The sequence below is a fragment of the Candidatus Ozemobacteraceae bacterium genome (genome assembly GCA_035373905.1).
GTDB lineage: Bacteria > Muiribacteriota > Ozemobacteria > Ozemobacterales > Ozemobacteraceae > MWAR01.
This window is the reverse complement of sequence record DAOSOK010000002.1, coordinates 28,622-43,289: the sequence shown is the minus strand read 5'-3', so window position 1 is coordinate 43,289 and position 14,668 is coordinate 28,622. Positions and strand designations below refer to the sequence as shown.

Annotated in this window: 16 protein-coding genes and 1 pseudogene; 6 read left to right on the top strand and 11 right to left on the bottom strand. The window is 62.9% G+C overall.

Features of this window, described 5'->3' with window-relative positions; translation table 11 throughout:
* Window positions 1–9: 9 nt before the first annotated feature.
* From PLU72_01115 to PLU72_01095, 5 genes are all read left to right on the top strand, one after another.
* On the top strand, window positions 10–612 hold the full coding sequence (locus PLU72_01115; protein ID HOT26754.1) for an electron transport complex subunit E: 603 nt from the start codon (window positions 10–12) through the stop codon (window positions 610–612).
* A complete protein-coding gene (locus tag PLU72_01110; protein HOT26753.1) occupies window positions 612–1,193 on the top strand; it encodes an RnfABCDGE type electron transport complex subunit A in 582 nt (193 codons plus the stop codon). The genes PLU72_01115 and PLU72_01110 overlap by 1 nt, the downstream gene beginning before the upstream one ends.
* Window positions 1,194–1,203: 10 nt before the next feature.
* Window positions 1,204–2,217 (top strand): FAD:protein FMN transferase, encoded by a 1,014-nt coding sequence (locus tag PLU72_01105; GenBank protein HOT26752.1) that lies wholly within the window; start codon window positions 1,204–1,206, stop codon window positions 2,215–2,217.
* Window positions 2,218–2,524: 307 nt separating this feature from the next.
* Window positions 2,525–2,905 carry a VOC family protein gene (locus PLU72_01100; GenBank protein HOT26751.1) on the top strand — a complete coding sequence of 127 codons (381 nt, stop codon included), beginning with the start codon at window positions 2,525–2,527 and terminating at the stop codon, window positions 2,903–2,905.
* 237 nt (window positions 2,906–3,142) lie between these two features.
* The gene (locus PLU72_01095) at window positions 3,143–3,703 is read left to right on the top strand and encodes a ferritin-like domain-containing protein (protein HOT26750.1); all 561 of its coding nucleotides are present in this window, start codon (window positions 3,143–3,145) and stop codon (window positions 3,701–3,703) included.
* A gap of 250 nt (window positions 3,704–3,953) precedes the next feature.
* On the opposite strand, the gene PLU72_01090 is transcribed toward PLU72_01095, so the two are convergent.
* The 11 genes and pseudogenes from PLU72_01090 to PLU72_01040 all read right to left on the bottom strand — a co-directional run bounded on the left by PLU72_01090 (window position 3,954) and on the right by PLU72_01040 (window position 13,577).
* The gene (locus tag PLU72_01090; GenBank protein ID HOT26749.1) at window positions 3,954–5,330 is read right to left on the bottom strand and encodes an MlaD family protein; all 1,377 of its coding nucleotides are present in this window, start codon (window positions 5,328–5,330) and stop codon (window positions 3,954–3,956) included.
* On the bottom strand, window positions 5,327–5,956 hold the full coding sequence (locus tag PLU72_01085) for a paraquat-inducible protein A (protein ID HOT26748.1): 630 nt from the start codon (window positions 5,954–5,956) through the stop codon (window positions 5,327–5,329). The genes PLU72_01090 and PLU72_01085 overlap by 4 nt, the downstream gene beginning before the upstream one ends.
* 108 nt (window positions 5,957–6,064) lie before the next feature.
* Window positions 6,065–6,730 carry a hydrogenase nickel incorporation protein HypB gene (gene hypB, locus PLU72_01080; protein ID HOT26747.1) on the bottom strand — a complete coding sequence of 222 codons (666 nt, stop codon included), beginning with the start codon at window positions 6,728–6,730 and terminating at the stop codon, window positions 6,065–6,067.
* Window positions 6,690–7,082: a hydrogenase maturation nickel metallochaperone HypA gene (locus PLU72_01075; GenBank protein HOT26746.1), complete on the bottom strand. Its 393-nt coding sequence runs from the start codon at window positions 7,080–7,082 to the stop codon at window positions 6,690–6,692. The genes hypB and PLU72_01075 overlap by 41 nt, the downstream gene beginning before the upstream one ends.
* The gene (locus PLU72_01070) at window positions 7,048–7,392 is read right to left on the bottom strand and encodes a 4Fe-4S dicluster domain-containing protein (GenBank protein ID HOT26745.1); all 345 of its coding nucleotides are present in this window, start codon (window positions 7,390–7,392) and stop codon (window positions 7,048–7,050) included. Before PLU72_01070 ends, PLU72_01075 begins: the two co-directional genes overlap by 35 nt.
* A 16-nt stretch (window positions 7,393–7,408) precedes the next feature.
* Window positions 7,409–8,488, bottom strand: a complete 1,080-nt coding sequence (locus tag PLU72_01065) for a nickel-dependent hydrogenase large subunit (protein ID HOT26744.1) — start codon at window positions 8,486–8,488, stop codon at window positions 7,409–7,411.
* A gap of 7 nt (window positions 8,489–8,495) precedes the next feature.
* Window positions 8,496–8,909, bottom strand: a complete 414-nt coding sequence (locus tag PLU72_01060) for an NADH-quinone oxidoreductase subunit C (protein HOT26743.1) — start codon at window positions 8,907–8,909, stop codon at window positions 8,496–8,498.
* Window positions 8,910–9,048: 139 nt separating this feature from the next.
* A pseudogene (nuoB, locus tag PLU72_01055) lies at window positions 9,049–9,444 on the bottom strand (NADH-quinone oxidoreductase subunit NuoB).
* Window positions 9,445–9,464: 20 nt separating this feature from the next.
* On the bottom strand, window positions 9,465–10,325 hold the full coding sequence (locus tag PLU72_01050; GenBank protein ID HOT26742.1) for an NADH-quinone oxidoreductase subunit H: 861 nt from the start codon (window positions 10,323–10,325) through the stop codon (window positions 9,465–9,467).
* Window positions 10,322–12,223, bottom strand: a complete 1,902-nt coding sequence (locus PLU72_01045; protein ID HOT26741.1) for a proton-conducting transporter membrane subunit — start codon at window positions 12,221–12,223, stop codon at window positions 10,322–10,324. Before PLU72_01045 ends, PLU72_01050 begins: the two co-directional genes overlap by 4 nt.
* Before the next feature lie 4 nt (window positions 12,224–12,227).
* The gene (locus PLU72_01040) at window positions 12,228–13,577 is read right to left on the bottom strand and encodes a radical SAM protein (GenBank protein HOT26740.1); all 1,350 of its coding nucleotides are present in this window, start codon (window positions 13,575–13,577) and stop codon (window positions 12,228–12,230) included.
* A 240-nt stretch (window positions 13,578–13,817) separates the two neighbouring features.
* Between PLU72_01040 and PLU72_01035 the strand changes: the two genes are divergently transcribed.
* A complete protein-coding gene (locus tag PLU72_01035; GenBank protein ID HOT26739.1) occupies window positions 13,818–14,645 on the top strand; it encodes a nitroreductase family protein in 828 nt (275 codons plus the stop codon).
* The last annotated feature ends 23 nt before the right edge of the window (window positions 14,646–14,668 follow it).

Genomic DNA, 14,668 nt, shown 5'->3' with positions numbered 1-14,668 from the left:
GGGAACGCCATGCAACTCGATTACATCAAGAAGGAGCTGTATCGGGGCGTCGTCACCGAAAACCCGATCTTCCGCATCGTTCTCGGCATGTGCCCGACCCTGGCCACGACGACGAACGCCACCAACGCCGTCGGCATGGGCATCTCGGTCATCGCCGTTCTCACCTGCTCGAACGCGGTCATCTCCCTGCTCCGGAACGTGATTCCGAACAAGGTGCGCATCCCGGCGTTCATCGTCGTCATCGCGACCTTCGTCACCGTCGTCGACCTGCTGATCGCCGCGTTCGCCCCGCCGCTCTACGAGGCGCTCGGCATCTTCATCCCCCTCATCGTCGTGAACTGCATCATCCTCGGCCGCGCCGAGGCGTTCGCCGCCAAGAACCCCGTCCTTCCCTCGATCGTCGACGGCGTCGTGATGGGCGTCGGCTTTACCGCGGCCCTCGTGCTGATCGGCGCGCTCCGCGAGTTTCTGGGCGCCGGCACGCTGTTCGGCCACGCGATCGCGCCGTTCAGGAACGAATTCATTCTCATGAGCCTCGCCCCGGGCGCCTTCATCACCCTCGGCCTGGTCCTCGCGGGAATCAACCACCTGCAAAGGAGCGCCGGCAAATGATGTCTCATCTGCTCGCCATCGTCATCACCTCGGCGATCTTCAACAACGTCATCCTGTCGCAGTTTCTCGGCGTCTGCCCGTTCCTCGGCGTGTCCAAGGCCATTTCGACCGCCTGGGGCATGGGAATGGCCGTGACCTTCGTCATGGTCCTCGCGAGCGCCATCACCTTCTTCGTCCAGCTGCTGCTGGTGAAGGCGGGCGTCGGATATCTCCAGACCCTCGCCTTCATCCTCGTCATCGCGGCGCTGGTGCAGATGGTCGAAATCATGATGAAGAAACTGTCGCCGGCCCTTTACCAGGCTCTCGGCATCTACCTGCCGCTGATCACCACGAACTGCGCGGTCCTGGGAATCGCCCTGCTCGCCGTGAAGAAAAACTACGGTTTCGTCGAGTCGATCGTCTACTCGTTCGCCACCGCGGCCGGCTTCACGATCGCCATCGTGATCTTCGCCGGCATTCGTGAGCAGATGCGGTTTTCGAAGATTCCCGAGGCCATGCAGGGCGTTCCGATCGCCCTGATCACCACGGGCATCATGGCCCTCGCCTTCATGGGATTCGCCGGCTTCAAGCTCCCCTTCTAGGGAAGCGGCCGTGCCGGATTTTCGTCGGCTCATCCCCGCGCTCCTTCTCGGCGCGCTTCTTCTCGGCCATGCCTGGCTGTTCCCGCCGCAACGACAGGCCACGGATCATTTCCGTTTCACCCAGCTGGCGATGGGAACGATCTTCCACCTCGACTGCTACGGCGTCGACGAGAAAACCGCCGCACGAGCGTCCCAGCAGGCGTTCGCCCGCCTCCATCGGATCGAAGCGTCCCTCTCGCGCTTCAAGGGCGATTCCGAGCTTTCCCGTCTCAACGCGTCGCCGGAGACCGTTCTCCCCGTTTCGGAAGAGTTCGCCGACTGCCTCCGCGTCTCCCTCGAGGCGGGCGATGCGACGGACGGCTCGTTCGACATCTCGTTTCTGCCCCTGTACGAGTTCTGGGACTGGCGCGGCGGCAGGACGAGCCTTCCGGCGCCCGCTTCGGTCGCGGAAACGCTCGAGCACATTGGATATCGAAAGATATCGTTCGATCCCGCTTCCCGGACCGTCTCTCTCAGGAAAGACATGAAGCTGGATCTCGGCGGCGTGGCCAAGGGCTTCGCGATCGGCCGGATGGCGGCCGTGCTGAAGGAGCAGGGCGTCGCCGACGGGATCATCGAGGGAGGCGGCGACCTCGTCGTGACCGCTTCCCGCTCGTACACCATCGGCATCCAGGACCCCTTCGGGCCCCGCGGAAAGCCGGCCGCCCGCCTGATCGTCACCGGCCCGGCCGCGGTTTTCACGTCGGGCGATTACGAGCAGTATGCGACCATCGACGGAAAGAGCTACAGTCACATCATCGATCCGAGGACCGGGTATCCCGCGGAAGGGCCGAAATCCGCGACCATCATCGGATCGGACCCGGCCATGACGGATGCGCTCGCCACGGCCCTCATCGCCATGGGCCTCGCCCGGGCGCAGGAGTTCGCCCGCGAGCGCGACCTGCCGGTCGTGCTGATCTCCTCGTCGGGCGAGTTCCATTTCTCCCCAGCCCTGGCCTCGTATGCCCGGCTCATCAGGGACTGACGGGGCCGCGAAACCAGCCATGTACTACTCGTCTCATATGTTATTGAGTCCTGCAGAATGCAAACCAACCGTTCGCCCTGAGCCTGTCGAAGAGCGAAATGAGGAAGCATCGGCATGTGGCTGTTCGTGCTTCGACAAGCTCAGCACGAACGGTATTGAGTATGCGGGTGATTGGCGTCTTCCTTGTGAAACGAGGAGTAACGGCATACACATACTATTGTTTATACGATATTTCCCGGCTTCGACGCGGGCGGGTTTGAAACCCGTCCCGACATCGGATGATTCGATAAAAATAAGGGGGCAGATGATGTCGTTTTCGTTCAACCATTCGAATATCAACGTTCGGGACCTGGAGAAGAGCGTGGCGTTCTATACGAAGGCGCTCGACCTGCGGGAGGTGCGCCGCTACTCGCCGCCCGACGGGAGCTTCACCCTCGTGTATCTCGGCGACGGGAAGACCGGATACCGCCTCGAACTGACCTGGCTGCGCGACCGCGCCGAAGGCTACAACCTCGGCGACAACGAGTTTCATCTCGCGCTGACGACCGACGATTACGCCGCCGCGCACGCACGCCACAAGGAGATGGGCTGCATCTGCCACGAGAACCCCGGCATGGGCATCTACTTCATCGAAGACCCCGACGGTTACTGGGTCGAAATTCTCCCCTCCCGTCACGCAACCGCCTGACCGGTCTCGTTCTCGCCCCATCGCTGGAAAGGCGCGAAACACCCTTCGGAACAGCATTCGCCTCTTCGAAACGAGGGCAGACCACGACCTCTCCCTGCATTCCAGGAACTACCCGTTGGCGGGCAGGGGCGCATCGCGATGCGCGCGTCTCGCTCTTTCTATGTTATATGATATTTTATAACAAGTGAATTTTCATGGTATAATGGGTCATCGGATCTATCATACATGGAGGATGAGATGAAAACCGTCAAGGTCGCAGGAAAAGCCCAGAGGGACGCGAAGAAGAAGCAGGTCGTCGAGGCGTTGAACACGGCCCGCAGCATGGAACTGCACGGCATTCACCAGTACATGAACCAGCATTACAACCTCGACAACCTCGATTACGGAGAACTCGCCGCGAAGATGAAACTGATCGCCATCGACGAGATGCGCCATGCCGAAGCGTTCGCCGAGCGCATCAAGGAACTCGGCGGCGAGCCGACGACCGAGCAGGCCGCGAAGGTCGAGAAGAACCAGAAGGTGAACGCGATCTACCCGTTCGACGCGAATCTCGAAGACGAGACGATCGCCGTCTACAACGAGTTCCTGAAACTCTGCCTCGACAACGGCGACAGCATCACCGCGAAGCTGTTCGAGACGATCATCAAGGAAGAGCAGATCCACTTCAACTACTTCGACAACGTCGGCGAGCACCTCAAGACCCTCGGCGCCTCGTATCTGGCCCGCATCGCCGGCACCCCGGCCGAAGTCGGCGCCGTCAGCCCCGGCTTCGTCGGCACCCCGGGCGGAGCCGCCTGAGGTCAGCCGTCCGGCGGCACCCCTGCCGGACATCATCGCGATACCACATCCGCTCACGGGATCGACGGATTCCGCGAGCGGTTTTTATATGATACGTTATATTTATCAGCCTATTGCGCGCCGCGGATCCGAGTCCCTCCGTTCGCCATGAGCATGTCGAAGGGCGAGTGCATTCGTGCTTCGACAAGCTCAGCACGAACGGTATCGAGTATGCGGGGATTGTCGTGTTACATGCGAGACGCGTAGTACGTCATTGAAACAGATCGGCGGGCAACCGACGTATCTCCCAGGTTCCTTTTCCACCTGGATTGACGAGCATCCCCGCCAGGCGGCAGGAGCGGTCGACGACCGGGACTCCCTCCCACTCTCTCCTGATCGCGAGGTCGGACTGGAGGGTCAGAGCGGTTCCCGCCGCGTCAGGCCGGAGAAACTCCGACGGGAGGAAGAAGGGCTGTTTCGCAGGGTCAATCACGGCAAAGACGTCTTCGCCAGCGACGGGAAGATCGCGTGCAGGCGGCGCCGGCACGGCTTCGGAAAAGGAACCGGGCAGGATCCAGAAGCCGAGGGCATGCTTTCTAAATGCAGCAGCCTCGTATGTTTTCCCGAGAACCATCACCGAGGAAGGGTCGAATTTTTTCAGGTCGGGGAGAACCAGGCCGTTTTGAAAGCCGATTCCGGAGATTCGCACCGCAGATCCGAGGAAGCCGGGAGGGATTTCCGCCGGCACGACCCGCGGGAGCGAGGCGGGAGGAAGATCGACGGCGTCTGGTCCGAGAGCGACCGAGGGACGCCATGCCTCCGCTTCTTTCGGCGCGAACTCGCGAAGAGGGAAGCGGCGCGCCGACGAAGCCGGATACGAGAGAAGATCCGGAAGAAGCAGGTGGATTTCGCCGGTCATCATCGACTGGAGGGGCGCAAGCGACCAGGAGAGGCCCTCGAACAGGCCGGCGGAGAACTTCGCCCCGGACGCCCGGCAGAAGACAGCTTCGGGAACGACGAAGGGCGCGAACTCCGGGAAGATCAGGGCTTTGACATCGACGCCGCCGGCGTTCCGGAAGAGTGATATCTCAGACACGATGCCGATGCGCGTGTTCCGGTAGGTGACGGCCATGCCGGGTCTCAGGGCTTCCGCCTGCGATGCGGCGAGGGTGATCTCGACCGTGCCGGGGGGAACGACGTCGAGGACGGGCGGCTCCTCGAGTCCGGCGAAGGCATCCTGATAGGGGCCGGTTCCGGGCTGGACGCGGATGTAGTGAGACCCAAGAACCGTTTCGAGGCCCCTGGCGCCCTCGAGGTCGATTTTCGGCCGGACGATCCAGAACCGGCTCCCCTGCCGGGCCACGCCGCCGGCGTTCGGGTGGAGGATCGCCTCGACGCGGACGCTCTGGAGGTCGGGGGCAGGCTCGACGGCCGTGATCTCCCCCACGGCCACGCTTCTGTACCTGATCAGGTCGCCGGTCTTGAGGAAATGCGCATCTTTGAACGAGATGGCAATCGACTGACGCGCCGGGAGGATCAGCCGGATTCCGAGGAACAGAGCAGCCAGCGCGAGAGCGGTGCAAAGAATCCAGACGGTATAGTTCTGGGAACCCTTCGATACGATCGTTGCCTGCGGGTAGTTCGTCATGATTCGTCCTTTTCATCCGCTTCCCAGAGAATGCGCGGGGAAAAACTCTGGGAAGCGGCCAGGTTCAGGAAGACCCCCGTCGAAAACACGATCGCGCCGGGGCCGGATGTGATCAGCAGGATATTTCGCATCTTCGCGATCGCGACCAGGACGGCCAGCAGCAGCACGTCGAGCGTCCCCCACCGGCCGACGACCTCGATGAAGAGGTGGAGATGCCGCCTGAACGACGGTCTGATCCGGCTGCCGAACACGCACAGGAAAAACATGCAGAACGATTTGAGCAGGGGGAAGATCACCGAAAAGACGGCGATCAGGCCTGCAAGAAACCACTGACCGGACTCGACGAGATCAACGACACCCATGATGATGCCGGTTTCGTATACAATGCCGAATTTTTCGATCTTCAGCAGAGGAAGATACAGTCCCGGAACGAGAAACAGCAGCGAAATCCCGCACAGGACGAGGGTCCGGACGGTCGCCGCCCGGGGGTCGAAGAAGACGTCGAGATTCCCGCCGCATCTGGTGCAGCAGGCCTCCGAGCCCTCGGGAACCGAGGCCGGAATCGCATTGATCTGCCCGCAGACCCGGCAGGCGATATCTCTCTCACGAACCGTTCTCTCCGACATGCCACCCCGAGTGTACCACAATCCCCTTCTTGAGAGCACGGACAGAAGACGGCTGAGGAACCAATCCGCAGATCATACAAATTACGCAGAATATATATTGTAATTTATTTACTGTGGACAGGCTGTTTCGCGCTTCACCACGAGCCAGTCGACGAGGGCGTCGACGCCTGCCATCGCGCCGCGGCAGGAGACGTCGAAGATGGGCGCCCGATCGTTGACGGCCCGAACGCCGGCCTCGAAGCGGGGGCGGTCGAACTCGACGTGGCCGGCAAGGTCGGTCTTGTTGAGGACGATCGCGTCGGCAAGAGCAAAGATCGCCGGATATTTCCGCGGCTTGTCGTCTCCCTCGGGGACGCTTGCGATCACGAGGCGGATATCCTCGCCAAGGTCGAACTCGGCGGGGCAGATGAGGTTGCCGATATTCTCGATGAAGAGCAGACCCTGTTCCGGCACGGCGGGCAGCGCCTCGAAGGCTTTGCGGACCGAGACGGCGTCGAGATGGCAGTCGCCGTCGGTGTTGATCTGGAAGACGGGTATTCCCGCGGCCGCCACCTTTTCCGTATCGATCGACGATGCGACGTCGCCCTCGATGACGAGGGGCTGAAGCCCTACCGGCAGGCGCTTCGCAAGCGCGAGAATCAGGCTCGTCTTCCCGGCGCCCGGCGAAGCCATGACGTTGACGACGCGCACGCGGCGCGACTCGAACAGTTTCGCGTTTTCGGCCGCTTCGGCGTCATTGTGGGCCAGAACGGCTTTTCTGACCGGAATCAGCATCCTCGACCTCCATCGATTCGACGTACAGTTCGCGGCCGCCTTCGAGCCGGTTCGGCCCGCCGCAGGAGGCGCATTCCAGCTCGACCGTCATGCCGGGGCGATGCTCGCGCCTGTTGCCGCACGACCGGCACACGAGGATGGCCGGCAGAACGGTCAGGCACAGCCTCGAACCTTCGGCCGCCGTTCCGCGGCACAACTCGCCCCAGAAGACGTCGAGGCTCTCGCCGACGATTCCGGCGAGAGCCCCGGCCGCGACGCTCACGCGGACGATGCGCCGTTCCCCGGTCGCGCCCGAAGGGGCGGCCGCGAGAACGGCATCAAGAATTCCCTTGGCTATCGCCGCTTCGTGCATCCTGCACCGCGTCGCGCGCCAGTCCGTGAGCCGTGTCGAGCCACATGCACTTCTTGGGGCAGACTTCCACGCAGTGGCCGCAGACGATGCAGCGGCCAACCTCGAGCTTCCACTCCTTCGGCTCGCGCGAGACGGCGATCGCCTTCGTGGGGCATCGTTTCGAGCAGGCGCCGCAGTAGATGCAGACGGCCGGATCCATGTCGAGATGGCCGCGCGAACCATCGAAAGCGGGCCGCTTCGTTCCAGGGTAATCTCTGGTGACAGGCCCGCTGACAAGGTTCGCAAGCGTCTTTTTCAACAATCCGAACATATCGCCCTCCTTGGTCTCAGCGCTCGGTGCAGCTGATGCACGGATCGATCGCGAGAACGATCACGGGCACGTCGGCGAGCTGACAGCCGGGAAGCATCTTCAGCAGAGGCGCGAGATTGGCGAACGTGGGCGTGCGGATGCGAAGCCGTTCGAGGTTCCTCGTATTGTTCGCACGCATATAGTATATCACCTCGCCTCTGGGTTGTTCGCAGCGTGAAATCGTTTCGCCATCAGGGTTTCCCTTGACGGGGACGGCGAGCGGCCCTGCGGGAAGCTTGTCGAGCGCGCCGCGCATCAGGGAGATCGACTGGGGCATCTCGTACAGCCGGACCTTGCACCGGGCGTAGCAGTCGCCGCCCTCGAACACGACCGGCTTGAACTCGAGATCGCCGTAAGCTTCGTAGCCGGTGGTGCGGAAGTCCATCGGAATGCCGCAACCGCGCGCGACGGGCCCGACGGCGCCGAGTTCGTGCGCCTCTTCCTTCGTCAGGCGGCCGATGCCGACCGTGCGTTCCCGGACGGTGTAATCGTCGCGCATGGTCGTGATGATCGGCTCCAGCTCGCGCTCCACCTCGTCGAGGGTCGTGCGAACCATCTGTACCAGGTCGGCCGTCAGGTCGCGGCGCACGCCGCCGATGCAGCAACTGGACATGATGACGCGGTTGCCGCCGGTGGCCTCCATCAGGTCGAGCACTTTTTCTCGAAGGCGGAACGCCTGCATGAACAGGTTCTCGAAGCCGAACGAGTCGGCCATCAGGCCGAGCCACAGCAGATGGCTGTGCAGGCGGCTCATCTCGCTCCAGACGACGCGCAGGAAGCGCGCGCGATCGGGAACCGTGAGCCCCATCAGGGTCTCGACGCCGCGACAGTAGGTCAGCGAGTGGATGAAGGAGCAGATTCCGCAGACACGCTCGACCAGGAAGACGTCCTGCAGGATGTCCTTCTGCTGGGCGATCTTCTCGAGGCCGCGATGCACGTAGCCGAGCGCGGGAAGCGCCTCGACGACCTTCTCGTCCTCGAGCACGAGCCGAAGCTGGATCGGCTCGGGGAACACGGGGTGCTGGGGGCCGAACGGAATCAGGGATTGCGTAGACATGGCGTGATCAGTTTCCTCCCGTTGACGACGGTTCGGCCGGCTGTTTCAGCCGCAGATCGATGCCCGAGCCTTCGCGGCACTGCGGCGCCTTTGGGGCATTCTCGGTGAGCAGGAACCGGCCACCGAAGTCGATCGCAAGGCCGGTGAACGGGACGCCGAACATGTCCTTCACCTCGTTCTCGACGACGGCCGCAGCGAAGTAGACGTTCGACACGCTGGGAACCGCCTGGCCATGCCCAACCCTCAGCCGCAGCGTGACGAGCCGGTATTCCTTGTCGAAGTGGTACATCAGGTCGAGCCCGTCGCCCCTGTCGACGCAGGTCATGGTGACGAAGCGCCAGCCGGTGCGATGCTTTTCGGCGACCGCGTCGTCGATGGTATCGACGGTCAGATCGGTCAGATCAGGAAGATTGACGGCCATCGGGATCTGCCTCCTCGTTCTGCGTCGGCTGTGCGGCGGCGGCCGGGGTGACGGGCCGGGCCGCCGAAGCCGGTGGTCTGCGGATCAGGGACATGCGGGCCGCGCCGCCCTGTGGCTGGAACGCCGGATTGGCCTTCCACAGCTGGACGGCCCTGACCATGCCGTCGATAATCGCTTCCGGCTTGGGAGGGCAGCCGGGAATCCAGACATCGACCGGAATGACCTTCTCGACGCCACCCAGCACGTTGTAGCAATCGGCGAAGATGCCGCCGGTCGAGCCGCACGCACCCATCGCCACGACCATCCGGGGACCGGGCATCTGGTCGTAGACGTTTTTCAGCACGCGGGCGTTGCGATGGTTCACCGAGCCGGTGACCACGAGAATGTCCGCATGCTTGGGGTTGCCGACGTGCAGGACGCCGAACCGCTCGAGGTCATACAGCGGCGTAAGGCACGCCAGCAGTTCGATGTCGCAGCCGTTGCAGCTGTTGCAGTTGTAATGGACGATCCAGGGTGAGCGGTCGACGCAGCCGATCACGATTCATTCCCCTTCTTTCATTTCCAGTAGAGCCAGATCAGGTTCGTCACCGAGAGACCGAGGCCGACCGTCCACATGTGGGAGAGCATCCACTGGTAGGTCAGGCGGGCGCACAGGTTGTCGAACAGAATCTCTATACCGTAAGATATAATAGCGATCAGTATTCCTATTTTCCAGTTGGTGGCCCAGAAGGCGGCCAGAACGAGGAACACCAGCGCGGTTTCATACCAGTGGGCGATCTCGAGGACAGCGAGATACGGACCCGCATACTCGATCGTGATGCCCTTGACGATCTCCTGGTGACCGTGATGCGACGTCGCCAGGTCGAACGGCGATTTTTTCAGCTTGATCGCGGTCACCAGGAGGAACGCGAAGAAGATCAGCGGCAGGGTCAGCAGCAGCGGTTTTCCGGCGAGGGTGATGTCACGCGCCATGAAGCTGCCGTTGGTCAGGAAGATGCCGATGACGAGCATGACGAGAATCGGCTCGTACGAGAGCATCTGCATGATCTCGCGCTGGCTTCCGATGCGGCTGTAGGGCGAGCGGACGCACATCCCCCCGAGGATGAGGGCGATCGTGCTCACGGCGAGAACCAGCAGGATCATGATCATGTCCTGGCCGAGAACCACCAGGGCCGTGGCGAGCATCAGGAAGAAGAGGTGAAGCCAGGCATACAGAATCTGCGTGCGGTTGAGCATCACGACTTCCTTGCCGAGCAGCTTCATCACGTCGTATACGGGCTGGAGGAGCGGCGGGCCGACGCGGCTCTGCATCCGGGCGTTGACGATGCGGTCGATTCCCTGAAGAAGCGCCCCCACCGCCGGCGCGAGGAGAACGGCAACGAGCGCGATCACCACCTGAGTCATGTTCGTCATCATATCGCGATCACTCCGAACAGGCTGAGAACAAGGGCCAGCGCGACGGGGTCGGCCCAGGAGGTGACGCTTTCCTCGCCGAAGATGGAAGCGAAGTAGTAGCTTCGCGACATCGCGACTTCCCTGCGGTCCATGATGCTGCGGAATTCGTACGACAACTGTCCGTCGGTGACGTTTTCCCCGCACATGAACGGCCTTCGGATCTTCCCGTCGTGGACGGACCTGAACATCAGCAGAACCGAGCCGACGAGCAGGGCGGCGAGCGCGTAGATGGGCCAGGTCATGAAGGACTCCGTCATCTGGAGCATCTTCCAGGATGCATCGGTCTGGCTCGAGAGGGGAAACATCACTCTGGCCAACGGCTTGATGAAACGCTCGAAGAGCGGGAACGCGAAGAACCCGCTCAAAAGAGTCGCGATGCCCAGCGCCAGCATCGAACCGCTCATGACGGGAGGGAGTTCCTCCATCGTGTATTTGTGGTGGTATGAAACGGTCACGATGCGGCCGAGCCATTTGGCCCAGAACACGACGGTGAGAGCGCTTCCGAGAACGATCATCAGCATCACGACCGGCGAGTGGACGGCGGTCTCGATCGCGATCCATTTTCCGAGGAGAACGCCGAACGGCGGCATCAGCATCGCGATCATGCCGACGATGGCGATTACGGTCGTGAAGGGCATTTTTTTCATCATGCCGTGCATGTCCTCGATATCGCGGCTGCCGATCGCCTGTTCGATCGTGCCCATGCAGATGAACAGCAGTCCCTTTGTGATCGCGTGGAACACGATCAGCAGGAAGGCGGCCGCGTAGCCGAGCGGCGTGGACATGCCCGCACAGGCGATGATCAGGGCCAGATTCGCGATCGTCGAGTAGGCCAGGACCTTTTTTCCGTTACTCTGGCCGACGGCGAGGGCCGAGGTGGCCATGAACGAGAACGCCCCGGCGAGCGCGATGACCGTTGCGAGTCTCGAACCGCCGTAGCCGGGTGCCATTCGCATCATGAGATACACGCCGGCGTTCACCATCGTGCTCGAGTGGAGGAGCGCCGAAACGGGCGTTGGGGCGAGCATGGCACCGAGAAGCCAGCTTTGGAACGGCATCTGCGCCGACTTCGTCATGGCTGCGACGGCCAGGAACGCCAGCGGGACGAGGGTATGAGCCTGGTTCAAGGTGGTCAGCGCGTCGCCGTTCCCTTTGAGAACGGCCACGAGCCAGCCTGTCTGCAGGCACATTCCGCCGAACACGTTGATGAGAATGGCCCGACGGGCGCTGTGGTCGGCTTCGGGCGTGCGGTCGTGCCCGATGAGGAAAAACGAACATAGCGTGGTGGCTTCCCAGAACGCCGACAGCCAGCGCATGTCGTTGGCCAGCACGAGGCCGTTCATGGCCCCGAGGAAGGCGGTCAGGAAAAAGAAGAACCGGCCCTGGTCCGCCTGGCCTTGCGGCCCGTGGTGCTCGTGCCGGTCCATATAGCCTACGGCGTAGACGAGAACCAGCGCACCTACGACGGATGTGATCAGGACGAGAATCAGCGAGAGCTGGTCGAACACGAACGCCGCCTGGGTGGCCGTCTGCGGCGCGCGCGGCAGGAATTCCAGGGCGAGCCCCATGGCGGCCTGAACGACGCCCATCACGAGAACCGCCGTATGCCTGGTGAAGTGCCCGATCGCGATGACGGCGGCGATCATCAGCCAGTCGAGAAGGATCGGCAGGGCGTGCGATGAGGCGTGAATCTCGCCGTAAGCGGGGCCCCACCGTGACAGGAAGAGCGCGGCTGCGGCCGTGACGCCGGCGGCGGCGAGCGTCAGACCGACCCGGAGTTCGCGGGCCGGAACGAGCAGGATGCCGAGTCCGAACAGGATCGGACCGGCGATTAGGACGATCAGGAGCCAGGACACCATGATTTCACCTCGCTGTCTCGGACGTCTCCGCGCCGCCGATTCCGAGCCCGTTTCCGGCCCCGAGATCGGTGGGGGCCCGGCCGAGCCGGTTCAGCAGCGCCAGCGCGTCTTCGATCTGGCCGGCAACGCTCTCATGCGCGTGGGCCCGCCCCGGATACAGGTCGTAGGCGGGCCGCACGGCTTCGGGCGTCAGGTTCAACATCAGGGAGTTCGCCCCGGCCGTCAGCCCCATCTCGCGGGCACGCGGCTCGAGGGTTTCGAACGCGGTCGTCACGACGAGCCTGGCGTCGCGCGGTTCGGCGATACGGCAGGCCGCCATGAGTTTGCGGGTCATCATCAGCGTTCCCGCGGCGACGGCTCCGGCGAGCGGGGTCGCGGGGTGCGGCACCAGCGGCCCGAACGAGAACATGTCGGGCTGCAGGGAAACGGCGGTGCGGATGTCGCCGACCAGGTCGCGGACCGTCTGGCCGGGCAGGCCCACGAGACCGCCGGTGATCAGCAGATAGCCCGTCTCGCGGGCGGCGCGAAGCAGGGTTAGCCGGTCCTCGAGCCGTCGCCCCGGCCGCATGCGCGCGTAGAGATCGGGATTCGAGGTCTCGAAGCGCATCAACAGGCCCCGGGCACCCGCATCGTAGCAACGCCGAAGAGCGTCGATGCTGATCTCGCCGACGCTGATGAACAGCAGCAGCGGCCACCGGGCCTTGATTTCGGCGATGATTTCGACCAGTTCATCGACGGTACGGCCGGCGTCCTCGCCCGACTGGAGCACCAGCGTCTTGAACCCCCAGATTTCGACCGCTTCGCGCACCGCGCCCAGCAGGGCATCCCGATCGAGCCTGTACCGCGGGAGCGCCGTATTTCCGGCCGAGAGACCGCAATAGAGACAGGCACCGGAGCAGTGGCTCGAGAACTCGATGATCCCATGCACGCAGCAGGAGTTTCCCTGGCGTTTATGGCGGAGGAAGTTCGCGACGCGGAACAGATACTCGACCTCGGACGGCGATTCGAGGGTAAGAAGCTGTTCGAGATCGTCGTCGGTTACGGGCCGCTCCTCTAGGGCACGGTCAAACAGGCTCAGCAGGCCGCGATCGATCGAACTGTCGTCGAGTCGGAGCCGCGAAAGCTGGAGGTCGCGCTCCTGGAGTTCGAAGAAGGTCTCCTTCCAGAAGGCCAGCACGGAATCAGCTTCGGTAGCGGGGATGCGCTGGATGACGAAACCGCCCTGGGCGTAGACGTAGTCACCGACGGTGAGGTCGTGCATCTCGCTGATCGCGCGACGAGGCTCGCCAAAATACTCGACGGTGACGTTCCGTCCCTCGATGCGCACGACCTTTCCCGGTATTGAGTAGCACATTCGATGTCTGGGAGCCGCGACGACGGCGACCTTATCCCTTTCTGACGCCCCGCAAGCGCGGGCGAGATCGGTCCAGAGACTATACCCCCGTCCCCCCGGCCATGTCAATCAAAACCTGATCATGCAACCCGCTTCCCGAGAGCGTATTTCCGCTCTCCCGGTCATCGCCGACTGCGCCGCTTTACAAATCCGCCCGCTTCATGATTGAATGAGGCAAAATCCACCCGTGAGAGGTTCACCATGCCACTCGACTTCGTGGTCGATACAACCCGCTGTACCAAGTGCGGCGCCTGCGCTGCGGACTGTCCCTCCCTCATCATCTCGCTCGAGTCCGGCGCTCCGGCGATCAAGGCCGAGAAAGAGGTGAAGTGCATCAAATGCCAGCACTGCCTCGCCGTCTGCCCGACCGGCGCCATTTCGATTTTCGGCAAGAACCCGGCCGCATCAACCCAGATCAAGGGGCGGTTCCCGGATGCCGACAAGATGGAAGCGCTCATCAAAGGCCGACGCTCCGTGCGCCGGTATCTCGACGAGAATCTGCCGCCCGACCTGATCCAGCGTCTTCTCGACGTCACCGCGCACGCTCCCACCGGGTGCAACTCGCGCAAGGTCTTTTTCAGCGTCGTCGATGACCGGGCCGTCATGACGAAGATCCGCACCGAGCTCCTCGACATCATCGAGGCCCGCTCGAAAGCTGACCAGCTTCCGCCCGACCTCAAGTTCTTTGGGGATTTCGTTCCACTCTGGCGCGAGAAGAACATCGACGCGATCTTCCGGCGCGCCCCCCACATGCTGATCGTCTCGGCCCCCACCTCGATCGCGACCCCCGAACAGGACTGCATCATCGCCATGACCCAGTTCGAGCTGTTCGCCCAGTCGCTGGGACTCGGCACCCTCTGGTGCGGCCTTGCCACCTGGGCGTTCAACGACATCGCCCCGAAGTTCAAGACCTGGCTGGGCATCCCGGAAGAAAACCTGATCGGGTACGTCATGCTGTTCGGAAAGCCCGCCGTGACCTACCATCGCGCCGTCCAGCACGCCCCGGCAGGCATTCACCACATAAAATAGTTTATAACATAGAACAGCGCACC